General features: G+C 61.1%; 33 protein-coding genes. 11 read left to right on the top strand and 22 right to left on the bottom strand.

The features are described from left to right. Positions 1-3 precede the first annotated feature (3 nt). Entirely contained in the window at positions 4-399 is a 396-nt protein-coding gene (locus PMI03_RS26640) for a cupin domain-containing protein (RefSeq protein ID WP_007701183.1), read from the bottom strand. 5 nt (positions 400-404) lie between these two features. Further along, on the bottom strand, positions 405-794 hold the full coding sequence (locus PMI03_RS26645) for a tautomerase family protein (RefSeq protein WP_007701189.1): 390 nt from the start codon (positions 792-794) through the stop codon (positions 405-407). 110 nt (positions 795-904) lie between these two features. On the opposite strand from PMI03_RS26645, the gene PMI03_RS26650 reads away from it, so the two are divergent. Further along, on the top strand, positions 905-1846 hold the full coding sequence (locus PMI03_RS26650; RefSeq protein ID WP_007701192.1) for a LysR substrate-binding domain-containing protein: 942 nt from the start codon (positions 905-907) through the stop codon (positions 1844-1846). On the opposite strand, the gene PMI03_RS26655 is transcribed toward PMI03_RS26650, so the two are convergent. From PMI03_RS26655 to PMI03_RS26680, 6 genes are all read right to left on the bottom strand, one after another. Beyond that, positions 1825-2877, bottom strand: a complete 1053-nt coding sequence (locus tag PMI03_RS26655) for an alpha/beta fold hydrolase (protein WP_007701194.1) — start codon at positions 2875-2877, stop codon at positions 1825-1827. The two genes, PMI03_RS26650 and PMI03_RS26655, sit on opposite strands and share 22 nt — an antisense overlap. 88 nt (positions 2878-2965) lie before the next feature. Then, positions 2966-3595: a hypothetical protein gene (locus PMI03_RS26660; RefSeq protein WP_007701197.1), complete on the bottom strand. Its 630-nt coding sequence runs from the start codon at positions 3593-3595 to the stop codon at positions 2966-2968. A 124-nt stretch (positions 3596-3719) separates the two neighbouring features. Further along, a complete protein-coding gene (gene ykgO, locus PMI03_RS26665; RefSeq protein WP_003542835.1) occupies positions 3720-3845 on the bottom strand; it encodes a type B 50S ribosomal protein L36 in 126 nt (41 codons plus the stop codon). 152 nt (positions 3846-3997) lie between these two features. Next, positions 3998-5056: a 5-(carboxyamino)imidazole ribonucleotide synthase gene (locus PMI03_RS26670; protein ID WP_007701209.1), complete on the bottom strand. Its 1059-nt coding sequence runs from the start codon at positions 5054-5056 to the stop codon at positions 3998-4000. Beyond that, positions 5053-5547, bottom strand: a complete 495-nt coding sequence (gene purE, locus PMI03_RS26675) for a 5-(carboxyamino)imidazole ribonucleotide mutase (protein WP_039974757.1) — start codon at positions 5545-5547, stop codon at positions 5053-5055. The genes PMI03_RS26670 and purE overlap by 4 nt, the downstream gene beginning before the upstream one ends. A gap of 19 nt (positions 5548-5566) precedes the next feature. Beyond that, positions 5567-5770: a YdcH family protein gene (locus tag PMI03_RS26680; protein WP_012652299.1), complete on the bottom strand. Its 204-nt coding sequence runs from the start codon at positions 5768-5770 to the stop codon at positions 5567-5569. A 228-nt stretch (positions 5771-5998) separates the two neighbouring features. Between PMI03_RS26680 and PMI03_RS31230 the strand changes: the two genes are divergently transcribed. After that, positions 5999-6172, top strand: coding sequence for a YdcH family protein (locus PMI03_RS31230; protein ID WP_007701218.1), 174 nt, complete (start codon positions 5999-6001; stop codon positions 6170-6172). Positions 6173-6378: 206 nt separating this feature from the next. Here PMI03_RS31230 and PMI03_RS26690 read toward each other — a convergent pair whose 3' ends face one another. Further along, entirely contained in the window at positions 6379-6639 is a 261-nt protein-coding gene (locus PMI03_RS26690) for a helix-turn-helix transcriptional regulator (RefSeq protein WP_007701221.1), read from the bottom strand. 76 nt (positions 6640-6715) lie between these two features. Further along, positions 6716-7231, bottom strand: coding sequence for a tetratricopeptide repeat protein (locus PMI03_RS26695; protein ID WP_007701224.1), 516 nt, complete (start codon positions 7229-7231; stop codon positions 6716-6718). 230 nt (positions 7232-7461) lie between these two features. On the opposite strand from PMI03_RS26695, the gene PMI03_RS26700 reads away from it, so the two are divergent. Both PMI03_RS26700 and PMI03_RS26705 read left to right on the top strand, forming a co-directional pair. Next, positions 7462-8115, top strand: a complete 654-nt coding sequence (locus tag PMI03_RS26700; protein ID WP_007701228.1) for a thiamine phosphate synthase — start codon at positions 7462-7464, stop codon at positions 8113-8115. Between the two features lie 9 nt (positions 8116-8124). Next, positions 8125-9354, top strand: coding sequence for a tetratricopeptide repeat protein (locus PMI03_RS26705; protein ID WP_007701232.1), 1230 nt, complete (start codon positions 8125-8127; stop codon positions 9352-9354). Positions 9355-9430: 76 nt separating this feature from the next. Here the strand turns inward: PMI03_RS26705 and PMI03_RS26710 are convergent, their stop codons facing one another. Beyond that, on the bottom strand, positions 9431-10210 hold the full coding sequence (locus PMI03_RS26710; RefSeq protein WP_007701235.1) for an alpha/beta fold hydrolase: 780 nt from the start codon (positions 10208-10210) through the stop codon (positions 9431-9433). Positions 10211-10383: 173 nt separating this feature from the next. Here PMI03_RS26710 and PMI03_RS26715 point away from each other — a divergent pair, with 173 nt between their 5' ends. The 5 genes from PMI03_RS26715 (at position 10384) to PMI03_RS26735 (ending at position 14856) form a co-directional block, all read left to right on the top strand. Then, positions 10384-10968, top strand: coding sequence for a sigma-70 family RNA polymerase sigma factor (locus PMI03_RS26715; RefSeq protein ID WP_007701236.1), 585 nt, complete (start codon positions 10384-10386; stop codon positions 10966-10968). Next, entirely contained in the window at positions 10965-11612 is a 648-nt protein-coding gene (locus PMI03_RS26720; protein WP_007701240.1) for an NrsF family protein, read from the top strand. Before PMI03_RS26715 ends, PMI03_RS26720 begins: the two co-directional genes overlap by 4 nt. Positions 11613-11837: 225 nt before the next feature. After that, the gene (locus PMI03_RS26725) at positions 11838-12641 is read left to right on the top strand and encodes an inositol monophosphatase family protein (protein WP_007701243.1); all 804 of its coding nucleotides are present in this window, start codon (positions 11838-11840) and stop codon (positions 12639-12641) included. Between the two features lie 133 nt (positions 12642-12774). After that, positions 12775-13821 carry a hypothetical protein gene (locus tag PMI03_RS26730; RefSeq protein WP_007701252.1) on the top strand — a complete coding sequence of 349 codons (1047 nt, stop codon included), beginning with the start codon at positions 12775-12777 and terminating at the stop codon, positions 13819-13821. A gap of 3 nt (positions 13822-13824) precedes the next feature. Beyond that, on the top strand, positions 13825-14856 hold the full coding sequence (locus PMI03_RS26735; RefSeq protein ID WP_007701255.1) for a peptidoglycan -binding protein: 1032 nt from the start codon (positions 13825-13827) through the stop codon (positions 14854-14856). Positions 14857-14900: 44 nt separating this feature from the next. On the opposite strand, the gene PMI03_RS26740 is transcribed toward PMI03_RS26735, so the two are convergent. The 4 genes from PMI03_RS26740 to PMI03_RS26755 form a co-directional block, all read right to left on the bottom strand. Next, the gene (locus tag PMI03_RS26740; protein ID WP_007701258.1) at positions 14901-16139 is read right to left on the bottom strand and encodes an RNA polymerase sigma factor; all 1239 of its coding nucleotides are present in this window, start codon (positions 16137-16139) and stop codon (positions 14901-14903) included. Positions 16140-16146: 7 nt separating this feature from the next. Continuing rightward, on the bottom strand, positions 16147-16485 hold the full coding sequence (locus PMI03_RS26745) for a YciI family protein (protein WP_007701261.1): 339 nt from the start codon (positions 16483-16485) through the stop codon (positions 16147-16149). Positions 16486-16737: 252 nt separating this feature from the next. Continuing rightward, a complete protein-coding gene (locus PMI03_RS26750; protein WP_007701263.1) occupies positions 16738-16926 on the bottom strand; it encodes a YegP family protein in 189 nt (62 codons plus the stop codon). A 108-nt stretch (positions 16927-17034) separates the two neighbouring features. Then, positions 17035-18855 carry an ABC transporter transmembrane domain-containing protein gene (locus PMI03_RS26755; RefSeq protein WP_409033808.1) on the bottom strand — a complete coding sequence of 607 codons (1821 nt, stop codon included), beginning with the start codon at positions 18853-18855 and terminating at the stop codon, positions 17035-17037. Between the two features lie 174 nt (positions 18856-19029). On the opposite strand from PMI03_RS26755, the gene rpmE reads away from it, so the two are divergent. Beyond that, positions 19030-19251: a 50S ribosomal protein L31 gene (gene rpmE / locus PMI03_RS26760; RefSeq protein WP_007701269.1), complete on the top strand. Its 222-nt coding sequence runs from the start codon at positions 19030-19032 to the stop codon at positions 19249-19251. A gap of 61 nt (positions 19252-19312) precedes the next feature. Here the strand turns inward: rpmE and PMI03_RS26765 are convergent, their stop codons facing one another. The 4 genes from PMI03_RS26765 to PMI03_RS26780 all read right to left on the bottom strand — a co-directional run bounded on the left by PMI03_RS26765 (position 19313) and on the right by PMI03_RS26780 (position 22223). Then, complete coding sequence (locus tag PMI03_RS26765) at positions 19313-19585, bottom strand: nuclear transport factor 2 family protein (protein WP_309574485.1); 273 nt, start codon at positions 19583-19585, stop codon at positions 19313-19315. A gap of 204 nt (positions 19586-19789) precedes the next feature. Further along, entirely contained in the window at positions 19790-20302 is a 513-nt protein-coding gene (locus PMI03_RS26770) for a DUF1465 family protein (RefSeq protein ID WP_007701272.1), read from the bottom strand. Positions 20303-20727: 425 nt separating this feature from the next. Beyond that, the gene (locus PMI03_RS26775; RefSeq protein WP_007701275.1) at positions 20728-20919 is read right to left on the bottom strand and encodes a DUF1192 domain-containing protein; all 192 of its coding nucleotides are present in this window, start codon (positions 20917-20919) and stop codon (positions 20728-20730) included. A 29-nt stretch (positions 20920-20948) separates the two neighbouring features. Then, a complete protein-coding gene (locus PMI03_RS26780; RefSeq protein WP_007701277.1) occupies positions 20949-22223 on the bottom strand; it encodes an MFS transporter in 1275 nt (424 codons plus the stop codon). Between the two features lie 225 nt (positions 22224-22448). Here PMI03_RS26780 and PMI03_RS31385 point away from each other — a divergent pair, with 225 nt between their 5' ends. Next, a complete protein-coding gene (locus tag PMI03_RS31385) occupies positions 22449-22610 on the top strand; it encodes a hypothetical protein (protein ID WP_007701280.1) in 162 nt (53 codons plus the stop codon). A gap of 50 nt (positions 22611-22660) precedes the next feature. On the opposite strand, the gene PMI03_RS26785 is transcribed toward PMI03_RS31385, so the two are convergent. The 3 genes from PMI03_RS26785 to PMI03_RS26795 all read right to left on the bottom strand — a co-directional run bounded on the left by PMI03_RS26785 (position 22661) and on the right by PMI03_RS26795 (position 26255). Continuing rightward, positions 22661-23578, bottom strand: coding sequence for a PhzF family phenazine biosynthesis protein (locus PMI03_RS26785; protein ID WP_007701281.1), 918 nt, complete (start codon positions 23576-23578; stop codon positions 22661-22663). 183 nt (positions 23579-23761) lie between these two features. Then, entirely contained in the window at positions 23762-24784 is a 1023-nt protein-coding gene (locus PMI03_RS26790) for a class I fructose-bisphosphate aldolase (protein WP_007701282.1), read from the bottom strand. 211 nt (positions 24785-24995) lie between these two features. Then, positions 24996-26255, bottom strand: coding sequence for a phosphoglycerate kinase (locus PMI03_RS26795; RefSeq protein ID WP_039974731.1), 1260 nt, complete (start codon positions 26253-26255; stop codon positions 24996-24998). Positions 26256-26263: the final 8 nt, after the last annotated feature.

The following is a 26263-nucleotide window of genomic DNA, read 5'->3' on the forward strand; positions in this document are numbered from 1 at the left end:
GGTTCAATCCTCGAGCCAGGTCACGGCGCTGCCACCTAGGACAGCCTGGATGCTGATATAGGCGAAGGTGCTATGCAGTGTAGCACCATGGCGATGGCGCTCATCAGGCGCAAAAGTGACGCAGTCGCCGGCGCGCAACTCCTCGGCTGCTTCGCCATCGCGTTCGGCCAGCCCGACGCCCGAGAGCACGTAGAGGATCTGGCCGTACGGATGGGTGTGCCACTGCGTCATGGTGCCGGGTTCGAGAGAGCAGCGCATGGCGGTCAGGTCGCCGTCCTCCCTGCTTTCGACCAGCATCTCCACCCAGAAGGGTGCGCTGGCGATGCCTTCGGGCGAACGTTGGGTATTCGCGCCAGCGCGATGGATCGGGGGTGACTGCCGAGCGGTTTTCTGGCTCATCGTGGTCAATCCTGCTCGATCATCTGCGCGATGCCGTCCGCAAAGGACCAGTCCTCGCGCGTGGTGGTGATGATGTTGATCATGATATCCTCGGGTCGCACGCCCGGCGCGTCGGCAAGCAAGGTGACGAGACGGCGGTAGAAGGCCTTCTTGACCTCGGTCGAGCGCGGCTTGCCGATGGTGATGTGGAAGAAGACGTAATCGTCCGAGCGCGGGCCGCCGAGATAGGTGCGGTCGAAGATCAGCTCGTTCGGTTCCAACTGGTGAATCGCCTGGAAACGATCGGTCGGCGGCACGTCGAAGGTCTCGACCATGGCGCGGTGGAAATTATCCGAGAGTGCCTTCAGATATTCTGGCGACTTGCCTCGAAGAAGGGAAATGTTGGTGAAGGGCATGATGTGCTCCTGTTCTCTGTCCACTTGACGAGTTCACCATGTCACGGGATAATCATGCTGAAAATCAGAAAATATTGGACTTATAGTCCCGAAAATATGGACGATTGGCTGTGCGGAAAATCATCTTCGATCTCGACGTGCTGCGTAGTTTCGTCACCGGTATGGAGCTCGGCAGCTTCGCCAAGGCGGCCGACCGGCTGGGGCGTTCGACATCGGCTGTCAGCGCGCAGCTGAAGAAGCTGGAGGAGCAGGCGGGCACGCCGATCTTCCGCAAGGCCGGGCGCGGGCTGGCGTTGACCGAGGCCGGTGAGACGATGCTCGCCTATGCGCGGCGGTTGCTGGATCTCAACGACGAGGCGGCGACCGCGATTCATGGCGGGGATCTCGAGGGCTGGGTGCGGCTCGGCCTGCAGGAGGATTTTGGCGAGACGCTGCTGCCGGAGGTGCTGGGGCGCTTTGCCCGTGCCCATCCGAAGGTACGCATCGAGGCACGCGTGGTTCGCAATGCGGAGCTGGTCGAGCGGGTGACGTCCGGCAAGCTCGATCTTGCACTTGCCTGGAGCGACGGATTTCGCACCGCTCACAGCGAGCGGATCGCCGAGGTGCCGATGTGCTGGGTCGGCCCGGCCGAGGGGCCTATCCACTGGCGTGCCACTGGTGGCGAGCCGCTGCCGCTGGCATCGCTGGAGGCGCCTTGCCTGCTGCGGTCGATTGCGACGAAGGTGCTGGATCGCGCCGGCATCGGCTGGCGGATTTCCTTTGTCAGCCCGAGCCTTGGCGGTCTCTGGGCCGCGACGGCGGCGGGCCTAGGCGTGACTGTGCGTACGCCGCTGGGCCTGCCGAACAAGGTGCGGCCGCTGATGGCGGGAGAAGCCGGCCTGCCGCCGTTGCCGAAGCTCGATCTGGTGCTGCATCGCGCCGAGGCGGAGACCAGTGTGGCGACGGAACGGTTGGCGTCGATCATGCTGCAGGCGGTGCGGCAGACGGTAGAGGCCATGCCGCAGGGGCGGGTCTTTGCCGACAAGCCGGATTACGAGGTTGAGACCGCCTGAGACGGTGCGGCGATTTCGGTCGACGGCTGCGGCTTCAGGTTGGCGATGCGCGCTTCCGCCTGTCGGGCGAGTGACTGGAGATCGCGTGATGCGCCCGCCAGGCGTTCCATCGCGGCGATGGCGACATCGGTCGCCACATAATCCGGCTTGTGGCCGAGATTGTGGATGGTGATGAGTTCCGCGCCGGGAATGTCGCGCGCCAGGCCGCGCGAATGCAGTTCCTCCAGAACGATATCGTCGCTATCTCCGGTGATGATGACAGTCGGCGCCTTGATCTCGCGATAGCGGGGCGCTTGCGCCGAAACATAGGCGAAGAGGTTGACGACATCGGCCGCGTTATTACGGAAGGTCTTTGGCCGCAAAACAAGCGCTGGCGCTGTCTTTTCGACATAGTCGGTCGGGCGTTCGTTGGGGCGGAAGATATTGCGCGTGCCGCTTTCCACCCGCCGCAGACCCATCGGTATCACCAGCAGATGCGAGAAGAGCCAGCCGAGGACCGGCATGGCGGCAAGCGTATAGTACCAGTCGATGCCGCCGGGCCAGGGATGCGTCGCCGGTGCGAGGAAGAGCAGGCCGGCAGTTTTGTCGGGGTGGCGAACGCCGAAGGAGGCGGCGATCGCACCGCCGAAGGAATGGCCGATGATGATGGCTTTTTCGATGCCGCGCTTCTCCATCAGTCTGGCGATCGCGTCGGCCTGACCGGAAGGCAGGGCGTTTTCCGGGCCGCCGCGTTCGGAATAGCCATGGCCGGGGCGGTCGACGAACAGCATTTCGGCACGGCCTGCAAGCGGGCCGGCAAAGGCTTCGAACTGGTCGCGCAGATTGCCGCTGGCACCATGGATGAAGATCAGGGGCGGCAGGTCGGCTGTGGCCGGGCGCGGTAGATGCAGGGCATTGATGCGGAGATCGCCGATATCGGTCAACTCGCCGATATTGGGATGGGCTTGCTCTATGGCGCGCGTCTTGAAGGCCGAGAAACCGGCGGCGGCGATCAAAATGAAAACAAGGGCGTAAAACAGCACATTGATCATTGCGGTATGATGCAGCTATTGGGGCCGTCAGCCTATCCGACGTTTATGACCTCTCGTCCGTCGCAGGCTTGCCCGTTGTTGATAAATCTCAAGTACGGCTCCCGGCGATTTTTTCCGAGAGCGTGTTCACTTGCTCCTGAGCGGCGCGATTCGCGGGATAGACCTCAAGGAAGCGTTCCCAGGCCTTCAGCGCCATTTCGTCCTTGCCGGTCTCGCTCAGGATTGCGGCCATGCCGCCGAGCGCGCCGAAATGGCGCGGCTCTATCCGCAAGACCTGATTGATGTCCTCCATCGACTTGCGATAGTCGCCGATGGCGTAGTTCAGCGTTGCGCGCCGATTCCAGCCCTCGACATAGTCCGGCTTCAGCGAGATGACCTGATCGAGAAAATCCATGGCCGCCGCATTGCGCTTTTCCTGGATGGCCTTGTCGGCCCATTGCATCAGGAGATTGATGGTGGCGCTGCCGGAATCACTCAATTCCGTGCGGATCTGGTCGGCAATCAGGTTTGCCTGATCGGGATCGCGCTGGCGCTTCAGAGCTGTGAAGAGATTGTCGACCTGCTGCTTCGGCGACAGGCTCGCGGCAGCGGTGCCGGGGTCTTTTTTCTCAACGATACCGGAATCATCTGCCATCGCGACATGCGGTGCGACGACGGTCAGGGCAAGGAGAATCGGCAGGGCCGGATATGACAAAGCAAAAACGCGCATGGCGGGCATAGTAGCCCGCCAATGTCGAAGATCAAAACAATTTTGATGTGATCATCCCGAACGATTATGATGCGAGATCATAATCCGGCCGTTAGACGGCCGGCCCGGTTCGCAAACCGGGCTCCACGCAAAATCAGCCCTGACGAGCCTTAAAGCGCGGGTTCAGCTTGTTGATGATGTACATGCGGCCCTTGCGGCGAACCAGACGGTTGTCACGGTGACGCGCCTTGAGCGACTTGAGCGAATTCTTGATCTTCATTTTTCTGATCCGCGATCTCTGAGGGGGAATGTCACATTCGCCCGTATCTTTTAACAATCAAAAGCGCGCTCAGGGCGCGCTCTTTAGGGTGGGGAGCAAATACCTCGTCGCCTGGGCCCTGTCAACCACGTCAGGGCTTTTTCCCTGTACTGTTAGCGGCGAAGCTGCGTGACATGGCCCATTTTGCGGCCGGGGCGGGACTCCGTCTTGCCGTAGAGATGCACTAGCACATCGTCACGGCGCAGCCAATCGGGAACAGAAAGGATGTCGTCGCCGATCAGATTCTGCATCACGCAGTCGGAATGGCGGACGGGATTGCCGAGCGGCAGGCCGGCGACGGCGCGGATATGCTGCTCGAACTGCGAGACGATGCAGGCAGCCTCCGTCCAGTGTCCGGAGTTGTGCACGCGCGGCGCCATTTCATTGGCGATCAGGCTGCCGTCGGCAAGCGCGAAGAACTCGATGCCGATGACGCCGACATAGCCGAGCGCGGCCAGGATCTTCTCCGCAGCCTCGCGGGCTGCTGCCGCTGTCTCGTCTGAAATGCTCGCGGGCAGGGTAGAGGTGTGGAGGATGCCGTCGCGGTGGATATTTTCCGCCGGATCATAGCAGGCGATTGCGCCGTCCAGGCCGCGGGCGGCGATGATGGAAATCTCCCGCTCGAAGGACACGAAGCTTTCGAGAATCAGCGGCACGCTGCCGAGGGCCGCATAACCGCCTTCGGCGCTGTCGGCGGGCGAGCGGTAGACACGCTGGCCCTTGCCGTCATAGCCGAGGCGACGGGTCTTCAGCACGCCCTGTCCGCCGAAATCGGCAAGGGCGGCTTCGAGATCGGCCTGGCTGTCGACGGCGTGGAAGCGAGCGGTCGGGATGCCGCAATCGTTGATGAAGCGCTTTTCGGTCAGCCTGTCCTGCGCCATTTCCAGCGCCTTTGGCGGCGGATAGACGGCGACAGCCTGAGCCAGCCTTTCGGCGGCAACGACCGGCACGTTTTCGAATTCATATGTGACGACGTCGCAGCGCTTCGCCAGTTCGGCAAGGGCGGAGGGATCGTCATAGGCAGCGACGATCTGTTCGTTTGCCAGCTGCGCTGCCGGACAATCGGCCTGCGGCTCCAGGATCAGGGTCTGAAAATTCAGCCGGGCTGCGGCCATGGCCAGCATGCGGCCGAGCTGGCCGCCGCCGATGATGCCGATCGTTTTCGCGGTCATAGGTCGTCCATTGGATATTCGGCAACCGCGGCGCTCTGCCGGGCGCGCCATTCGTCGAGCCGGTCGGCGATCTCTTCGTCGCTGAGCGCGAGGACGGCGGCGGCCAGAAGCGCGGCATTGATCGCGCCGGCCTTGCCGATCGCCAATGTGCCGACGGGAATGCCGGCCGGCATCTGGACGATGGAAAGAAGACTGTCCTGTCCAGACAGCGCGCGCGATTGCACCGGCACGCCGAAGACCGGCAGCGGCGTCATCGAGGCTGCCATGCCCGGAAGGTGGGCAGCACCACCCGCACCGGCGATGATGACCTTGAAGCCCTCGTCGCGCGCGCCCTTGGCGAAGCTCATCAGCCGGTCCGGGGTGCGGTGCGCGGAAATGATGCGCGCATCATAGGTGATCTCCAGCGCTTCCAGCGTATCTGCGGCGTTCTTCATGGTTTCCCAGTCGGACTGGCTGCCCATGATAATGGCAACGGGCGGTCTTTCTGTCATCATCGTCGCGTCTTGCTCCTCAGGCGATAATGTCGGGGATGATCTGGTCTTCCAGTTTGGTCAGCCTGTCCTTGATGACGAGCTTCTTCTTTTTCATGCGCTGAATGCGCAGAGCCTCGCAGCCCGTCTGGATCATGGCATTGATCGCGGCGTCGTAATCCTCGTGTTCCTGACGCAACCGCGCCACGATCAGCCTGATTTCCGCCTGTTCCTGATCGGCCATGCTTATTTCCCCAATGCTTGCGGAATCGCGTTCGTCCCGCCTCATGAATTCCGCAAGCTCCTATCACCAAATGGCGGGGACGGGAAGTTATCCATCATCATGAATTTGTCGCCCAAAGGCCACGTTTTCGCCTTCGACAAGGGTTCAATATTATGTCACAGTGGTAGGGTTGACACCTAGAGCTCTGGCGACGGATAGCCGGGGATCGTAAGAGGAAGGAAGGGTCATATGACTGTTCAAGCACATCTTGAATCGCTCGAAAAGAAACATGTCGCTCTCGAGGAGGCGCTGCATTCTGCACTGACATCTCCCTCTATCAATGATACCGAAATAGCCGACATCAAGCGCCGGAAGTTGCGCCTCAAGGATGAAATTCACCGTCTGAAATCGTCAGTTCACTGACGCGACGTTCTTTATAAGGGACAAAACCACCGATTACGGCCTGGGAGGACAGGCCGGCCAAAAGGCCCCGGGGAGAGTTCCCCGGTCGCAGGTGGTGACCATTCCAGCTAAAATCGATGCGCCGGCTTCAACACGTTACGAGTGGAAGCTGGCGCAATTTTTCTGTGAAATACCGGGAATTCGCCACAAGGCGCCAAGGGCCGCTCTCAGGCCCAGAACTGATCCAGCCACAAATTGAGCTTGTCGAAACCGGGGCCGTTGACCGCGTAGATGCGTTTCGTGCCTTCGGATGTGACGGAAACGAGATTGCTGTCGAGCAGCGCCTTGAGATGTTGCGACACGGCGGGGCGGCTGATGGGTAGACCCCGCGCCAGCTCATTGACCGTTTTCGGAGCGCGCCGCAGCTCTTCCAGCAGATAGCGCCGGTTCGGATCCGCGATGGCAGCGAAGGGGTCCATGGTCGACATGGCAAAAAGCTACGTCAAACCTAGGGGGGCGGCAAGTCAATTGTGCGATGCAATGATGCGTTGCTCTTGCTGTGACCTACTTTTGTAACTGCGATGGCAAAACGTTGGAAAAGTCCGGCATGGTTTCGTCGGACTTTTTCTTCCAATATGCAGCCTGCGCCGGGTCTTTGGGAACACCCTGTCCTTGTTCGTACATGGCGCTAAGCCATAGTGCGGAGAATGGCTCACCTTGTTCCGCTGCTTTATGGAACCACTGAGCCGCCTCCTTATAGTCCTGGGCTACGCCTCGGCCCTGAGCATACATTCCACCGAGCGCGAACTGTCCCTTGGCCATGCCCAGCTCAGCCACTTTTCGAAACCAGAATACCGCTTGAGTGTCATCCTGCTTCACACCTCGTCCGTAGGCATAGAGGCTACCAAGCATACCTTGCGCACTCGCGTCGCCCTTGAGCGCTCTTTCCTGATAAAGTTTGAAGGCGGTTGCGTAATCCAATTTTCGATACGCGGCAGCGGCTTCATCGGCATCAGCGAAGGTTGGTGCGTGGAGAGCAATAGACAACCCAAATGCCAATGCGATGCGATGCAGTCTCATACGGTATCCTCTTGCTTGCCTCGGTTTTTCGGTTTTACCTTCGTACTGCCGTCTACATCAATCCTCCGGTTGCATTCTTGCCAGTATTTGGCTCGCAGTTCACGTCTGGCGGCGAATGCGCAGGCCGGTTATGTGTTGCCCCTTGTCAGACCGTCCTAACGGATTTACTCACAAACATCGAACGGGTGCGCCATCCCTGACGAATGAACCCGTAAATATGGAAATTCACAATGACCGTGCCCGAAGATCGCTGCCGCCTCGTTCTCATCGTTCCCGATATTGCCGATGTCGATGAGCAGGCGAAGGTGGTGGCCGATGCGTTGAGGGGCGGGGACGTGGCCTCGGTCATTATCCCGCAATACGGGCTCGACGACAGCACTTTCCAGAAGCACGCGGAAAAGCTGGTGCCTCTGGTGCAGGAGGCGGGTGCCGCAGCACTGATCGCCGGCGACAGCCGCGTGGCCGGCCGCGCCAAGGCCGACGGCTTGCACATCACCGGCAATCTTGCCGAATTCACCGAGGCGGTGGAAAAACATGTGCCGAAGCTGATCGTCGGTGGCGGCAATGCCACCGACAGGCACCATGCGCTGGAGATCGGCGAATTGCGGCCCGACTATATTTTCTTCGGGAAGCTCGACGGCGATATCAAGCCGGAGGCACATCCGAAAAATGTGGCGCTTGGCGAATGGTGGGCCTCGATGATCGCTATCCCCTGCATCGTCATGGGTGGCACCGATCCGAAATCGGCGCTGGAGGTGGCTTTGTCGGGCGCCGAATTCGTGGCGCTGCGCACGGCAGTTTTTGCCGATCCCGCGGCTGCCGCTTCCATCGTCGCGGAAGTGAATGCACTTCTCGACGAAAAAGCGCCACGGTTTGAAGATTGATAGCAAACCATGTCGTTTACGCCTCGATTCAGTCACCGTTCCTTTCTTGCCGCTCTCGCCGTCGGGCTGACGGCATTGCCGTTGCTGGCGGTGGCGCAGTCGAGCAAGGGCGATACGGCGCTGCCCGGCATCACCGCGCAGCCGGATAACCCGGACCAGAATGCCAAACCTGCCGAAGGCGGGCTTGCCGACGATACCGACGTGCCGCCGGACGATGCCTCGACGCGCGGCGAAAGCGTCGTGACGCGTCCTTTGGATGCGGGCACGAACACCTTCAAGACCGAGAAGATCCAGCCTGGCGCGGAGCCGAAGGCCGATAATGTCAAGCCGTCCGAAGGTGTCGGGGTCTTCGAGCGCATGGGCGCGAATCTGCCCGACCTGCCAAAGGAAAAGCCCTTCAAGGGCAAGGTCGACGAAGCCTATGGTGCATTCCAGCGCGGCTACTATCTGACCGCGTTCCAGAAAGCCCTGCCGCGGGCGCAGCTCGGCGATCCAGCCGCGCAGACGCTGCTTGCCGAACTGATGAGCCAAGGTCTCGGCGTCAAGCGCGACACCAAGGATGCCGCCTTCTGGTATGGCAAGGCAGCCGAGGGCGGTGACGCCACCGCAATGTTCAAATATGCTCTCGTCCTGATAGAAGGGCGTGACGTACCGCGCGACCGGAAGAAGGCGGACGAATGGATGAGGAAGGCGGCCGATGCCGGCCAGGCATCCGCCGAATTCAACTTGGGGCAGCTGCTGACGGCCGAAAATCCCGGTCTCAAGGGCCTGCAAATGGCTCTTCCCTATTATGAGAAGGCCGCCGAGCAAGGCATTGCCGACGCGCAATATGCCATCTCACAGCTCTATCTCAACATGCCCGACCTGCCTCCGGAAAAGAAAGCACGCGCGCGAGAATGGCTGTCGCGTGCCGCCAATGCCGGCTTTGACACCGCGCAGCTCGACATGGGCGTCTGGCTGATCAACGGCACCGGTGGCAAGCAGGACCTGGAAAACGGTTTCAACTGGATGCGGGTTGCCGCCTATCGCGGCAATGTCGTCGCCCAGAACAAGCTGGCGCATCTCTATATCAATGCGCTCGGCACGAAGCAGGATCCGGTGGCGGCTGCCACCTGGTATGTCATCTCCCGCCGCGCCGGCCTGAAGGATCCGGAGCTCGAGGATTTTTACCAGGGCATCGAGGATTATCAGCAGAAGGCCGCGATCGACGCGGCCAACAAGTTCCGCCGGGCGCGGTAATACGCCCGGCGTGTTGCGGTTTTCCGAAACAAATCGCCCAATCCATCTCGAAAATGCATCCGATGATCGGCGCCGGCTATTTCCCCACGGGGTAGCCTGCGGCGGCAAGAATCATGTTGGCGATTTCACGCGGGTGGGAAATCAATGAGACGTGGCTGGAGTTGAGTTCGACGGTGGTCGCATTCATGCGCTTGGCGAGAAAGCGTTCCAGCTCGGGCGATGTCGTGCGGTCGTTCTTGGAGATGGCGTACCAGCTCGGCTTGGTCTTCCAGGCGGCCTGTGTGGTGCGCGAGGCGAACAGCGTGTCCGAAATCCGTCCCTGTACCGCATAGAGTGCTCGAGCCTTGGCGGGTTTCAGGTCGCCGGCGAAGTCATGGACGAAAGCGTCCTCGTTGAGTTGAGCGAAGCCGCCGGAATGGACGAGCCCCTTGCTTGCGGGCGGAGCAGGGAATTTGGCGGCGAGGGCGGCATAGTCTTCGCCGGCGTCCGGTGCGCGGGCGGCAACATAGACGAGGGCGCTGACCTTCGGGTCGACGCCGGTCTCGCTGATGACCATGCCTGCATAGGAATGGCCGACGAGCACGGTCGGTCCGTCCTGCAGCGCCAGAACCCGATTGGTGGCGGCAACATCATCGGCGAAGGACGTCAGCGGGTTCTGCACCGAAGTGACATGCAGGCCGGCGCGCTGGAGGATCGGGATCACCTCGGACCAGCTCGATCCATCCGCATAGGCGCCATGGACGAGGACAACATTGTGTGCCTTGAGTGTCGGCGTGGTTGCGGCGAAGGTCGGTTGCGCTGCGAAGGCAGCCAATAATGCGGCTGCGGCAATGGCAAGTCTTTGTATCGTTTTCATTGATCGATTTCCTTGGTTGAGTCTGGGGAGGATGCGTCACGCTCCTGAAACTCAATTCGCCCGGCTCGGGTGCGGCGCAACATCATCACGGAAACGTGTTGGCGTTTGGTATGTCGCGATAAAAAATCCGAGTTGAGCTGTAACAAACGCGCTTTCGCGGCGAATAGGTGGTTATGGAATCGCGCGAACAAATTTGGGCCAATGCCATGCAGGCCGAGCGGCGGGGCGACGCTGCTGCCTATGAATGGCTGCTGGGCGACGTCGCGAAATCGCTGCGCATATTGGTCCGTGGACGGTTGTCGCGGCTCGGCATGAGCGCGCATGAGACGGAAGATATCGTTCAGGAAATATTGATCGGCCTGCATACGATGCGGCATCGATGGGACGCGGATCGTGCCTTTCTACCGTGGTTCTACGCCATTGCGCGTTACAAGCTCTCCGACGCGATGCGCCGCCGTCGCCGCGAGGCGCGGTATCGCAGCGACCTGACGCTGGAGGAATGGTCCAATGTGGTCGAAGCGCCACGCGAAGATGCCGACCGGGCGCTCGTCGATCTCGATCGTCATTTGAACGGCCTTTCCCTCGGTCAACGCACTGTCGTGCAGGCACTGACGATCGAGGGCGCATCGGTGCGTGAGACGGCCGAGAAGCTCCAGACCAGCGAAGGTGCTGTGCGAGTGACGCTGCACCGGGCATTGCAACGCCTGGCCTCGGTAGCCGGCGTTGCTCCACCCAAACCAAGCAAGGGCAAGATATGAAGACGGCGGGTGATACGGACCTCATGATCCGAAATCTGGCGGGCGAGGCCGGGGCAGGGCAGCGGCGCTCCACTCTTTCCTTTGAACGCACTTTGCTGCTTGCAACGATCCTTTCGCTTGCCTGCGCGATTGTCCTGGTCTTCGCCACTTTCGGCTTTCAGCCCGAACTCCAGGCGACGTTGCGGAGCGCGCCATTCCATCACAAGATCATCAGCATGCTGATGCTGGCCGCCGGTGGCATTCTGGCCGTGCGTCATGCCGGCAAGCCGGGCTCCGCAGCATTCTCGCTTGCCATGCTGTTGCCGGGACTGGCGCTGTTGCTGTTCGGTGCCGCCTCGGATGCTTCGGGCTTCCCGCTGATGGGACGGTCCGGCGTCTCCGTTCCGAGCTGCCTGACCGCCATGGTCCTGCTTTCGCTTGCGCCGCTTGCGCTGCTCATCGCGGCGCTGCGGACGGGCGTTACCACCCGGCCGGCGATGGCCGGTGCTGCGACCGGTATTCTTGCGGGTGCCCTCGGGGCAGCTGCCTATGCTTTCGTCTGCAAGAATGACGGTGGGCTGTTCGTGGCGGTCTGGTACAGCGTCGCGATCGTGATCGTAATGGGCTTAGGCGCCTTTGTCGGCAAGCGCGCGCTGGCTTGGTGATATCCGCCCGGATTTCGTGCCTCACCACCCGCCCTCATGGTGAGGTGCGCAGCTCATAGGGCGAAGCCTCGAACCACCAGCGCGCGCCCTGCCACGCTTCAGCACTTGAAATTCCCCCGATTTTGTGGTCTTGAGGCCGCCAATCTTTATTGCGCTGCCGATCCCGCTCCGCCGGGGCCTTCTTCGGGTCCGGTCAGTGCCTTCTATATTACCCAAGGAAAACCGATGGCCCGTTCTGCTCTTCTCAATGTCATGGTTCAGGCTGCCCTCAAGGCAGGCAAGTCGCTCAGCCGCGATTTCGGCGAAGTGCAGAACCTGCAGGTTTCGGTGAAGGGACCGGGCGATTTCGTCAGCCAGGCCGATCTGAAAGCGCAGAAGATCATCCGCGACGAGCTGCTGAAGGCCCGCCCCACCTATGGCTTCCTCGGCGAAGAAGCTGATGAGGAGATCAAGGGCACCGACGGCGCGCATCGCTGGATCGTCGATCCGCTCGACGGCACGACCAACTTCCTGCACGGCATTCCGATGTTCTCCGTATCGATCGCGCTCGAGCGCAACGGCGAGATCGTCGGCGGTGTCGTCTTCAATCCGGCAACCGACGAGCTCTACACCGCCGAGCGCGGCGGTGGCGCCTTCCTCAATGACCGCCGCCTGCGCGTCGCTTCGCGCCGCGTGCTGTCGGATTGCGTCATCGGCTGCGGCGTTCCGCATCTTGGCCGTGGCAATCACGGCAAGTTCCTCGTCGAGCTGCGCCATGTCATGGGCGAAGTCGCTGGCGTTCGCCGCGTCGGCTCGGCAGCCCTCGATCTCGCCTATGTCGCCGCCGGCCGTTTCGACGGTTTCTGGGAAGTGGGCCTGTCGCCCTGGGACATGGCAGCCGGCATTCTGCTGGTACGAGAAGCTGGTGGTTTCGTGTCGGATTTCGACGGTGGCAACGACATGCTCGCCACCAGCTCGATCATCTGCGGCAACGAGCATATTCACAAGGCGCTCGCCGAGGTCGTCAAGCGGCCGATCCCAACGAAATAAGGTCGACCCTAGCCCAATCGCCTGTGGCAAAACTGCCTGTTGCCAACAGGTCGTTTTGTGATGTCCGTCTCTTCAATTCGGCTCAATGTTGCTCTAGTCTCCGCCTGCGGAAACTCCGGAGGCTGAGCGTGCGATGGAAAATGTGAACCTGGGGGATCTGGGGTCGACCGACAATGCGTCGGGCGGATATACGTACAAGCTCTCCAGCCCAATGGCCTTCTTCTGGACGATGATCCTCTTCCTGGTCATCGTCGGCTTTATCGTGGCGATCCTGTTTCGCCAGGCTCAAGTCGCCTTCATGCACAATCCCGGCCTCAACGGGCTGATCCTCGGCGTTCTCGCCGTCGGCATCCTGCTGGTCTTCAACCATGTGCTGATGCTGCGGCCGGAAGTTCGCTGGTTCAATCATTTCCGCGCCGTCGGCAATGCCGCCGACAAGGTCGGCCGCAATCCCCGGCTCCTGGCGCCGATGCGGGCGCTGATCGGCAACCGCCGCGGCATGCAGCTTTCGACGGCGACGCTGCGCTCGATCCTCGATTCCATCGCCACCCGCCTCGACGAGTCGCGCGACACCTCGCGCTATCTCATCGGCTTGCTGGTCTTCCTCGGCCTGCTCGGCACTTTCTGGGGCCTGATCGGCACGATCGGCTCGATCAACGACGTTATCCAGAGCCTCGATGTCGGTTCGGGCGACAGCAGCGACATTCTCGGGTCGCTGAAATCCGGCCTTTCCGGTCCGCTGGTCGGCATGGGCACGGCGTTCTCCTCATCGCTTCTCGGTCTTTCCGGCTCGCTGATCCTCGGGTTTCTCGACCTGCAGGCTGGCCGTGCGCAGAACCGTTTTTATACGGAGCTGGAAAACTGGCTTTCCTCGGTGACGGATGTCGGTTCCGATCTCGGTCCGGTCATCGACGGCACCAGTGGTGCATCGTCGGAGGATGTGCGTGCGCTGTCGGACTACCTGCGCAAGATCGCCGACGAGGGTGGCGGCCAGCGTTCGGTGACGGCGATGGCGAACCTCGCAGAAGGCATTCAGGGCCTGGTCAAGAATATGCGCAACGAGCAGCAGATGCTGCGCGACTGGATCGAGGCGCAGCAGGAGGAGGCGAAGTCGATGCGTCGGACGCTCGATCGCCTCGCAGACCGCATCAGCCATACCGAGAAGACCGGGAGCAAGTAAGCCATGGCGCTCGCGCGAAACCGCCGCCATCAGCGAACGGTCGATTATTGGCCAGGCTTCGTCGATGCGTTGTCCACGCTGTTGATGGCGATCATGTTCCTGCTGACGGTGTTTGTCCTCGGCCAGTTCATTCTGAGCCGTGAGATTACCGGCCGGGACGAGGCTCTCAATCGCCTCAACAGCCGCATCAACGATCTGGTGGAGCAACTGGCGCTGGAGAAGAACGGCAAGCAGGATCTTGAGGATTCTGTCGCCAATCTGCAAGCGTCGCTGTCGATGGCGGAGAATGAACGTTCGCGCCTGCAGGCCTTGCTCACCGCCGGTTCGGGCAATGGGCAAGCCGCGCAGCAGCAGGTCGGTACGCTGACGCAGGAGCTTGACGAACAGAAGCAGGCAAGCGCTCGGGCGCTCAGCCAGGTCGAACTCCTCAATCAGCAGATTGCCGCCCTTCGCAGCCAGATTGCCGCTGTCGAGGCCGCTCTGCAGGCGTCGGAGAGCAAGGATCAGTCGTCGCAGGTGAAGATCGCCGACCTTGGCCGGCGGCTGAATGTGGCGCTGGCGCAGCGTGTGCAGGAACTCAATCGCTATCGCTCCGACTTCTTCGGGCGTCTGCGAGAAATCCTCTCGGACCGCGACAATATCCGTATCGTCGGCGACCGTTTCGTCTTCCAGTCCGAAGTCTTGTTCCCCTCGGGGGCCGCTGATCTCAATCCGGCCGGCCAGACGGAGATGGCCAAGCTCGCCGCCGCGCTGATCGACCTTTCCAAGGAAATTCCGCCGGAGATCAACTGGGTGCTGCGCGTCGACGGGCATACGGACAATGTGCCGCTCTCGGGTAGTGGCCGCTATCCCGATAACTGGGCGCTGTCGTCTGCCCGCGCCATCGCCGTCGTCAAGTTCCTGATTGCGCAGGGCGTCCCCGCAGACCGGCTCGTTGCCGCCGGCTTCGGCGAGTTCCAGCCGATCGCCCCCGGCGACACGCCGGAGGCTCGCGCCACCAACCGGCGTATTGAGCTGAAGCTGACGGAGAAGTGAGGGGCTCCTGCCGGGGGCATGGAGATGGCGCACGCTCAACGTCATTATGTCTCGAGTGCAACCAGCCGCTTTGAAAGAAACTCGCGAACAGCTTCGCTGTCGCTGAGACCGATCGCTGTCCGATAGGCCGTGGCGGCACCTTCCGTATCCCCCGCCTCTGCCAACAGATGTGCGCGGACGGCCCAATAGGGTTGGTAGCTGGTGATATCGCGATCGACCATCTGGTTCAGATGATGCAATCCCGCGGTTGCGCCTTGTGCCCGGCCGATGACGGCGGCTCGGCTGACGTGGGCGCCGGCGGTTGGCGTCATCTGAACGAGCGCGTCGTAAAGCATTGCGAGCGCCGCCCAGTCGGTAACGCCGGAGCGGCGGCGTTGGGCGTGGACGGACTGGATTGCCGCCTGGCACTGGAACGGGCCGAAACGGTCGACAGCGCCTGCCTGCCGCAGCAGATTGTCGGCTTCGGCGACCATGATGGCGTTCCAGCGTGTGGTGTCCTGTTCGTCGAGCGGTACATAGCAGCCTTCGGCATCGCGGCGAGCGCTGCGGCGGGCTTCACAATAGAGCATCAGGGACAGCAGGCCGGCTGCTTCCGGCTCCTCCGGCAGGATGGTGAGCAGGGCTCGGCCGAGCCAGATGGCTTCGTCCGCCAGCGAGCTACGCTTGCCGTCTTCGCCGTCAAGCCCGTCCCAGCCGAGGCCGTAAGCGGCATAGATCGCCGAGAGCACACCCGCCAGTCGTCCCGGCAGCATGGAGCGATCGGGAACGCTGAAAGGAATGTGCGCTTCGCGGATCTTGGCCTTTGCCCGCACCAGCCGCTGGCTCATGGTTTCGGGTGAGACGATAAAGGCCCGCGCGATGGTTTTGGCGTCGATGCCGAGGACTGTCTGCAGCATTAGCGGGGTGTGCGCCAAGCGGTCGATGGCGGGGTGGGTGCAGGTGAACAACAGCTTCAGCCGCTCGTCGGGGAAGGTTGGGCCATCCGCATTCATGCGTTCCTCCGCCTCCTCGAATGCTGCGGCGATCGTATCGCGAGCGGCAACTTTGACTTTCGCATGCCTTGCCGCGCGATAAAGGTGACGCCGCGCGGCGACCAGCAGCCAGGCTTCGGGATTATCCGGGATACCCCGCTCCGGCCAACTGTTCAGCGCGGCAGTTAGAGCCTCGGAGAGCGCATCCTCCGCCGACGGCACATCACCTGAGCGTGCCGCGAGAAAAGCGATCAGCTTGCCGTAGGATTGGCGCGCCACCTGCTCGGCAGCGCGCCCGGCCTCGAGACTCATTGCTGTCTCATACCAATAGGCGCGGCCGTATCTCGACGGAGCCCTGCGGGGAAACCGGCACGCGCATGGCCCATTCCAGGGCAGCATCGAGATCCGGCACGTCGATCAGGTAGAAGCCGCCGAGCTGCTCCTTGCCGTCCGGAAAGGGGCCGTCCTGGACATGGTGATCGTCACCACGGAGTCGGACGATCGTTGCTGTTTCCGGCGCGGTCAGTCCGGCGCCACCGGTCATGATGCCGGCCTGGACGAGCGCCTGCGTATAGGCGATCCAGCCGTTTTTGTAGGTGGGATCCTCGCGCCGCTTAAAGTCCTCGGCCGATTCACGGATGATCAAGGCGTATTGCATGGGAAACTCCTGCTCGCTGTGTTGACGGTTTTCCGGGCCGGATGCCGCATCTAAGAAGCAAATCTCAAAATGCGCAACGTCGCCGGTGAAGCGGCTGCAGGCCGCTCCGATACAATGAGCCGCGAGCCGGGCCGATTTCGACAGAGTGCAACGAAACTTTCGAAGTTTTCCGGCGGTCAAACAAAAACGGCCGGCGCACCCAAAGGCGGCCGGCCGTAGAAGGCTGTTGTAGCAGACGCTCGACGTGAAGTCTTAAGCGGTGGCGGTGGTCTGGTCGTCGATGACGGCGGCGCCAACATGGGCCTTGATGGATTCAATGGCGTGCAGGGCCGAAGCCTTCGCCTTGTAGCCTTCGGAGCCAAACATGGTTTCGCCGTTCGAGGCCTTGAACCGGAATCGGAATTCGCCAGCCTTATCCTTGTAGACTTCAAATTTATACATCGTTCCCGTCTCCTAGAATCGCATCAGTGCGAGATAACACCGGAAATCTAGCGCAACTTCAAAGCCATTTCCACCTGTTGCATTCGTAATGACTTGATCAATCTGTCGTTATTTCACAACGAGCATGCGATCTTCGACGCCGGCATCGAATTGCAGCCGCGCCAGCTTGGCGTAGATGCCGCCGTGATGGATGAGGCTCTGGTGCGTGCCCTCCTCGACAATGCGGCCCTGATCGAGCACCAGAATGCGGTCGGCCTTGAGCACGGTCGCCAGGCGATGGGCAATCACGAGGGTGGTGCGCGTTTCCATCAGGCCGTCGAGCGCCTTCTGCACCAGCGTCTCGCTTTCGGCGTCGAGCGCCGATGTCGCTTCGTCGAGCAGCAGGATCGGCGCATTCTTTAGGATGGCGCGGGCAATGGCAACGCGTTGGCGCTGGCCGCCGGAAAGGGTAATGCCGCGTTCGCCCACTTGCGTGTCGTAACCTTGATCCAGGCGCAGAATGAACTCATCCGCCTGGGCGGCGATTGCCGCGGCGCGCACTTCGTCGCGCGACGCGCCGGGTCGGCCGAAGGCGATATTGTCATGGATCGAGGCGGCGAAGATCGTCGTGTCCTGCGGCACGATGGCGATGCGGTCGCGCAGATCGTCCGGGGAGACACGGCGGGCGTCGATGCCGTCGACGGCTATGCTGCCCTGTTGCGGATCATAAAAGCGCAGGAGCAGCGAGAAGATCGTGCTCTTGCCGGCGCCCGAGGGGCCGACGATCGCGACCGTCTCGCCCGGCTTGACGGACAGCGACAGGCCATGCAGCGCCGATCTGCCCGGCCGCGACGGATAGGAGAAATGCACGTCCGTGAAGTCGACCCGACCCTGCGGTGGTTGGGGTAGGGGGAGCGGATCGGAGGGGGCGGCGATCGGCGATACCTCCGCCAGAAGCTCGCCCAGGCGGTCGGCAGCGCCAGCTGCTTGCGACAGTTCGCCCCAGACCTCGGACAGGGAGCCAAGCGATGTGCCGGCGATGACGGAATAGAGCAGGAACTGGCCGAGCGTTCCGGCCGTCATCGTGCCGGCCAGCACGTTCTCGGCGCCGACCCAGAGCACGGCGACGATGCTGCCGAAGATCATGGTGATGGCAAAGCCGGTGAGCAGCGAGCGGGATTTGATCGCGGCGCGTGCTGCCTGATAGGCATCTTCGACCGATGCGCCATAGCGCTCTGCGGCGGCTGTCTCGCCGTTGAAGGCCTGAATGGTGCGGCTGGCAGCGATGGTCTCGTTGGCATAGGCCGATGCTTGGGCGAGCGTATCCTGCGCTGCGCGCGAGCGCTTGCGCACCGAGCGGCCAAAGCTGACGAGCGGCAGCACGATGATCGGGATGGCGATGAGCACGATGCTCGACAGTTTCGGGCTGGTGACGATCATCATCCCCACAGCACCGAGACAGAGGATGAGATTGCGCAATGCCACGGAGGCGGTCGCGCCGACGGCGGACTTGATCTGCGTCGTGTCGGCCGTTAGCCGCGAGACGATCTCGCCGGACTGGTTGACGTCGAAGAAGGAAGGCGACAGCCGCGTCACATGGTCGAAGACCTCGCGGCGCATGTCCGAGATGATGCGCTCGCCGATGGTGATGACGAAATAGTAGCGCATCGCGCTTGCCACAGCGAGGACGACGGCCATGAGCATCATCGCGACGAAATAGCTGTCGATGAGACCACGGTCGGCCTGATCGAAGCCATGGTCGATCATGCGCCTGACGGCAAGCGGCAGGGCGAGCGAGGTGACGGCGGCAGCGATCAGGGCAATGAGGGCGCCAGCCACCATGCCGCGATAGCGCTTGAGATAGGGCGTCAGCCGCCCGAGGGGGCGGATGGATCCGCGTTTTTTGTCGTCTGTCTGGCCAGTCTCTGACAAGTCGTCTCCAATCCCCATATCAGCAAGGGACTTCGCTTTTTCGCCCCTTGTTATCCTTGCCGCCTTCATGTATAGGCACGCCATCTTAATTGGAAGCCGTAGCCTAATCGGACTGCGGCTTCATTTATTCAATCGGTTCGGTTGCCGCAATGGCTTGCGACAAATGGACCCTGGCATGACAGGAAGATTGTTATGAAGGCCAACATCCATCCCGACTACCACACCATCAAGGTAGTCATGACTGACGGTACCGAATATGAAACCCGCTCGACCTGGGGTTCTGAAGGCGCCACCATGAATCTCGAAATCGACAGCAAGTCGCATCCGGCTTGGACGGGCGGCAATCAGCAGCTCATGGACCGCGGCGGCCGCGTTTCCAAGTTCAACAAGCGCTTCGGCAGCCTCGGCGTTTAATCGCTTCGCGATCCGACGTTTTGACAAGAGCCCGGTTTTTACCGGGCTTTTTTGTTGTCTGCTAACGCGGGAAATGACTCAGATGCTCGTGGGTGATTTTCCATTCGCCGGATCTCTTCTGGAGAACCGTGGTGCCCCGGCCTTTGCCTTCGAAGGCTTTGCCGTCCCACAATCCTTTCCAGTGAAAAGTGTAGATGCAGCTTGCGGCGTCGCTACCGACAGCGATCCACCTGAGATCCTCAAGCCAATAGACTTCTTCCTGAGCTTTCTCCCAGGTTTTTCGAACGCGGCCCGGATCTCTTCGAGGCCGCAATGGGAGCCATCCGAGAACCAAAATACGGCGTCGTCGGCTATGAGCGGCACCAATTCATCGAAACGCTGTGATTTGATCTTGCTCTCGTAGAGCTTCAGAACGTCATCGGGACGCATGATCACCTCGCTAGGATGCCGTCGCCACGGTATCGCTTTTCCCGGCAAAACAAAACCGGCCGCACAGGGCACGACCGGTTCAATTCGTCCGCAAAATGATGCTTCTCGGTTATTCCCCGAAAGCTGTCTGCAGCAGGCTGAGCTGCGCTTTGACGCTGTTCTGGTTGTCCGGAACGATCTGGGGTTCGGTCGGGCGGTAGATTTCGCGGTCGAGCAGGGCGACGCGGTTCTGCAGGCGCAGCGAGCGTTCGACGAGGTCACGGAAGGCTTCCGGCAAGTCGTTCCAGCCGGGCGCGTTGCGGTCGACGTTGAAGCCGTCGAGGCGAACCTTGTTCTTTTCGGCCAGCACCTGATCGCGCGACATTTCGCCATTGTTGACGGCGCGCTGCAGGAGCAGCCAGGAGGCCATCTGCATCAGACGGGTGGTAAGCCGCATGGATTCGGCGGCGTAGAGCACAGAGGCCATTCGCGGTAGAACTTTGGAGGCGGTGCGGCCCTGGCCATCGAGATAGCCGGCGGTTTCCTCGACCAGCGACATGCCTTCGGAATACAGCATCCTGAACTGTGCCGACGACGCTGCATGGCCAGCAAAGCTGATCGTGTTCAACCCAAGTTCTGACATCGAAGAAATCCCTGCTTCACGCAACACTTTTGTTCAGGAAAGACCGGGCAAGTCCAGAAGGACTCTCGGCATCCGTTCTTATGACTTCAAGATGATGATTTTAACTGAAATCCGCAAGACGATTCTTAAGAAAGGGTTAATCTCCACAGTTTCGTCGAAAGCCCCGCGGGACAGGGAAAAAGAAGAGCCGCAAAAGCGGCTCTCAAGGTAAAACAGGGAGAAAAATCAGACCAATTCGACAAGTGGAGGAACTGTCTGAGTCCAGAGCAAATCTGGATGATCATAGTAATATGTCGTAAAGCTTAATATTCCGTTGAGCATACCCGTCCGCCTGTCTCAAGCGTGCAGGTTCTGCGCCGATGGCGAGCGATTGTTCTTGCACAATTCCGGACGAAAAACCGCTGCGTGCTTTTCCTGGAATTGCTCTAGAAGCGGAAGAGGTTTTCAGCAGCCTTCCTGCCGGATGCCTTGGCGGTGATCTCGTCTTCGAGGCGAGCGATCTCCGCTTGCAGCAACGTCACGCGATACTTGAGCTCATCGACGGAGAGCAGCGAAAGATCACTGCCGATCTCGTGGGCGGACGGCTGCTTCGGTTGGTCGTCGTCGAAAATGCTCATTTCGGCTCCTCCTTGCCCTGTCTTTGGGCTCAGGTGCCGTAATTTACAGTGTTATCATCCTTTTTTGAAGCCTCGCTGCGTGCAAGCGACATGCTCTCCGGCGTGATCATCTGCGCATTCGCCGACGGCATGGTTGTGTAGGCGTCGCGGTCACCCGCCGGCTTTGCCGCGCGCTGTCGGCTGCGGAAGACCGCATAGGCCGTGATCAGCACATGCGCGACAGCGGTGACGAAGAACAGTGCGTAGGGGCCGATGGTCGACATGACCGGGCCGCCGAGCGTCGGGCCGATGATCGTGCCGATGCCATAGAGCAGCAGCAGGCCGCCCGAGACCTTGACGTATTCCTCCGGCGCGGCGAAGTCGTTGGCGTGGGCAACGGCGATCGGATAGAGCGTGTTGGCGACGGCGCCATAGATTATCACCATGGCAATCAGGAAATGCGGGTTGCCCGGCTTCACCAGGAAGAGCAGCAGGCCGTCGAGCGCGGCGACGGCGGCCATACCGGCCAGCACGTAGCGGCGGTCGATGCGGTCGGAGAGGCGTCCGGCCGGAAACTGCATCACGGCGCCGGCAAAGATGGTCGAGCTCATCATCAAGGCGATATTGCTATCGGAGAGACCGGCATTGGCGCCGAAGACGGCGCCGAGCGTGCCATAGGCACCGTTGGCGATGCCGACCAGCAGGATGCCGAGGGAGGCGACTGGCGAATTGCGATAGAGAGCCTTCAGGTCGAGGCTGACGGTTTTCAGCGGCTGCGGCGATGCGGCGGTCGACAGCGTCGTCGGCAGCATGGCAACGCAATAGCAGATGCCGCAGACCATGAAGAGAATGGGCGTGTGAATGTCGGCGAAGGGGACCATCATCTGGCCGGCGACGGCGCCGATGAGGGTAATGCCGATATAGAGCGAGAAGATCGCCCCTCGGCTTTCGTTGGTCGCGCGCTCGTTGAGCCAGCTTTCGATGATCATCGAGGTGCCGGCCGTGCAGAAACCGGTAACGGCGCGCAAGGCCACCCACCAGACGGGATCGACGATGATGCCGGTCAGAAGCGCGATGATGGCGATGACGGAGACGAAGCCGGAGAAGGCGCGAACATGGCCGATGCGCCGGACGAGCTTCGGCGCCGTCAGGCAGCCGAGAACGAAGCCGGTGGCCCAGGTCGTGCCCAAAAGGCCGAGCGTCGTCGTGGCATAGCCTTCGGCGGTGCCGCGCACCGGCAGCAACAGGCCGTGCAGGCCATTTCCCGTAAACAGGAAGAGCGTGCCGAAAAGCAGGGCGAGAACGGGCAGAATATTTCTTTTCATGTCCCTACTTTCATGCGGCTCCGCTTAAAGAACCGATAAGGCAGGAATGGGTTCCCGCCAGTTTTCGCTATTGATTGTGCCCCGGATTGCCGCTATCGGCGTGTAGAAACAGTCTGTTGGCGCGGAAAGATGTCCGTCCTATGACGAATAGAGCATGATCGCGAAAACTGCGCAGTGGTTTTTGAAGGGGTCCTGCTCACTCTTGCGCAAACGGGGAAAAATACCGTGACAAAAGTGATCGCGGTGCTGCTGATGCTGGCCATGGCGGTGCAGATCATCAAGCCGCTCGGGCTGCCCGGCCTCAAGCGGCGTGTTGATTTCTGGAAGATCGCCATTATCGCCTTCGCGGTCTGGACCATCGCGCTGATCATCAATGAGACGTTTTAGCGCACCATCCCGAAAGCCGGCATCGGCTTTAGCAAAGGTCTATCCGCAGGTCAAAATGCGACTTCGCCACGCATGACGCTGACGCACTGGCCGGAAATGAAGACGTCCGTAACAATGCCGTCGGATTTCCTGACATCGAGCCCAATAAGGCTGCGCCGGCCCATTTCCACGCCCTGTTCGATGGTGATCTGGTTCTCGACGGTGTGTTCGGGCAGCAGCGAGGTGAGATAAGCTCCCAGCGCAGCCGAGGCGCTGCCCGTTGCCGGATCCTCGATGACATTGTCCAGCGGCGCGAACATGCGGGCGCGGATATGCCAGGGGTTATCGGCCGAGCGGGTGTAGACAAAGAGCGAGAAGCCGGTCTTGTCTTCCTTATGAAGGACTGCCGCTTCGGCGAAGATGGCGGCGTTCGGGCGTGCCTTGCCGAGTGTTTCGAGACTATCCAATTCTGCGAAGGCAAATGGCAAACCGACGGAGGCGAAGGTCGGGGCGTGTGTCGCGTGTCGAATGGATGCGGGATCGAGCTGGATGCAGCGGGCGATGAGGTCGCCAGCGACGGTGGCTCCCACTTGCAACTTGCCCGGCGCCCGTATTTTCGCGCCGCTGACGTGGTCGCCAGTGCGAAGAAGTTGCACATTTACCAGCCCGGCCTTCTCCTCGAAGATCAACCCGTCGCCTGGTATTTTTCCGAAGATCTTCGCTTGCTGACCAAGCACGAAGGCCGTGCCGACATTCGGATGGCCGGCGAAGGGGATTTCCGCGGTCGGGGTAAAAATGCGGACGCGTGCCGTGTTCTCCGGATTTTCCGGCGGCAGCACGAAAGTCACTTCGGAATAGTTGAACTCCGTCGCGATCTTCTGCATCGCCTCATCGCTCAGGCCGCGCGCATCGGGAATGACGGCCAGCGGATTGCCGGCGAAACGCTCGGAGGTAAAGACGTCGGTGGTGACGTAAGCGACGGTGTTCATGGGTGGCTCCTGCGAGTTTGGATAGGTTTGCAGGATTTAGCCGCAGGATGTTTGCGGCTGGAAGCTGGAACTTGTGCGGGTGACAATCTTCATTGTCGCCCTCTTGGGATTATTCCATAAACAAAAAAAGCCCCAACCGCATCGCGATCGGGGCTCTCAATCAATTCAGGCTATTTGCTGAAATCAAGCAGCCTTTTCGCTGTTCTTGGTCCAGCTGCCCTTGGCGGCGAGGTAGTTCATCTCGGCGCGGTGGGTGAAGGCGCGTTGGCCGGCAGCGACGTTTTCCGGCTTGCCGTCCCAGGCCTTCAGTGCTGCGTCCTGCAGGGCGCGGCCGTAGGAGAAGGTGACGTCCCAAGGCAGGTCGTAGCCGTTGATGGCGGAGAGATGCGCGGTGGCTTCTTCCGACGTCTGACCGCCGGAGAGGAAGGCGATGCCCGGAACGGCGGAAGGAACGGTTTCCTTCAGCACCTTGACGGTGCGCTCGGCAACCTGCTCGACCGATGCCTTGCGCAGCTTCTTGCCGTCGATGACCATGCTCGGCTTCAGGATCATACCCTCGAGGCTGATGCGGGCTTCGGCGAGTTCCTGGAAGACGATCTGCAGTGTCCAGCGGGTGACTTCCTCGCTGCGGTCGAGATCGTGGGTGCCGGGAACGCCGTCCATCAGGACTTCCGGCTCGACGATCGGCACGATCTTCGCCTGCTGGCAAAGAGCGGCGTAGCGGGCGAGCGCATGGGCGTTGGCCTTGATCGCGCCGTAGGTCGGCAGCGTGTCGGAAATGGAGATCACGCCGCGCCATTTGGCGAAGCGGGCGCCGGCGTCATAATATTTCGCCAGGCGGTCGGCTAGGCCATCGAGGCCCTCGGTGACTGTTTCACCCGGGAAGGCGGCCAGCGGCTTGGCGCCGGTATCGACCTTGATGCCGGGAATGCCGCCGGCGGCCTTGATGATGTCGACGAAGGGCGTGCCGTTCGCAGCCTTCTGGAAGAGGGTTTCCTCATAGAGGATGACGCCGGAGATGTATTTCTTCATCGCGTCGTCGGAGCGGAACAGCATTTCGCGGTAGTCGCGGCGGCTCTCCTCGGTGGAAACGAGACCGATCGTGTCGAAGCGCTTCTTGTTCGTGGCGGTGGATTCGTCAGCCGCCAACAGGCCCTTGCCATCGGCAACCATCTTTACGGCAATGTCTTCAAGTCTTTCGCTCATTTTTCGTTCTCCAAGGCGTTTTCTGTCGGCGACGAGATCAATATAGGTCGGCGATAACAGAAGTATATAAGGAGGGAAATGCTCAGCTAAGCTATTGAAACGATTGAATTGATTTCAAACGTTTGAAAGTTTGTATGTTGATCCTACCATCTTGTGGAAAGCCGCGAAAGTTTTGGCTTTCGCGGCTCCTCCCGTCGTCAAATGCTGTCGCTTACTTAGAGGCTTGAAGAACGGCCACGCCGGGCAGAACCTTGCCTTCCATCCATTCGAGGAAGGCGCCGCCCGCCGTCGAAACATAGGTAAAATCGTCGGCAACGCCGGCATGGTTCAGCGCGGAGACGGTATCGCCGCCGCCGGCGACGGATGTCAGTTTGCCGGCCTTGGTGCGTTCGGCCGCATATTGGGCAGCTGCAACAGTGGCGGTGTCGAAGGGGGTGATTTCGAAGGCGCCAAGCGGGCCGTTCCAGACCAGCGTCGTGGACCCTTCGATGATTTTCTTCACGGCTTCAACCGACTTCGGGCCGACATCGAGCACCATGGCGTCGGCCGGAATGGCGTCGATCGCGACCACCTCGTTGGCGGCACCTGCCTTGAACTCGCGGGCGACAACGCCGTCCGTCGGCAAGACGATCTGGCAATTCGAGGCCTTGGCTTCAGCGATGATCTGCTTGGCGGTTTCGGCGAGATCATGCTCGCAGAGCGACTTGCCGACATCAATGCCGTTGGCGGCGAGGAAGGTGTTGGCCATGCCGCCGCCGATCACCAGCGCATCGACCTTATGCACAAGGTTCTTCAGGAGGTCGATCTTGGAGGAGACCTTGGCGCCGCCGACGATGGCGACGACCGGGCGGACCGGATTGCCGAGGCCTTTTTCCAGCGCCGTGAGTTCACCCTGCATGGTGCGGCCGGCATAGGCGGGCAGGAGGTGAGCGAGACCCTCGGTCGAGGCGTGTGCGCGGTGGGCAGCCGAGAAGGCGTCGTTGACGTAGATATCGCCATTGGCGGCCAGCGCCTTGGTGAAGGCCGCGTCGTTCTTTTCTTCTTCCTTGTGGAAGCGGGTGTTTTCGAGCAGCAAAATATCGCCGTTGCCCATCTTGGCGACGGCTTCGGCTGCCGGCGCGCCGACGCAATCGGAGGCGAAGAGAACGGCGTGATCGAGCACTTCCTCGACCGCCGGGATGATCAGGGACAGCGACAGATCCGGCGAGGGGCCATCCTTCGGGCGTCCGAAATGGGCGAGCAGGATGACCTTGGCGCCCTTGCCGGACAATTCGAGGATCGTCGGAGCCACGCGTTCGATACGGGTTACGTCGGTGACCTTGCCGTCCTTGACCGGCACATTGAGGTCGACGCGCACGAGCACGCGCTTGCCGGTGATGTCGGTGAGATCGTCGAGGGTTTTGAAGGCTGCCATGGGTAGGAATCCAATGTTGTTGGTGGCGTAAAGTGCGCCGACCATACTACGGATGATCGGAGACG

It is taken from the genome of Rhizobium sp. AP16 (assembly GCF_000281735.1).
Taxonomy (GTDB): domain Bacteria; phylum Pseudomonadota; class Alphaproteobacteria; order Rhizobiales; family Rhizobiaceae; genus Rhizobium; species Rhizobium rhizogenes.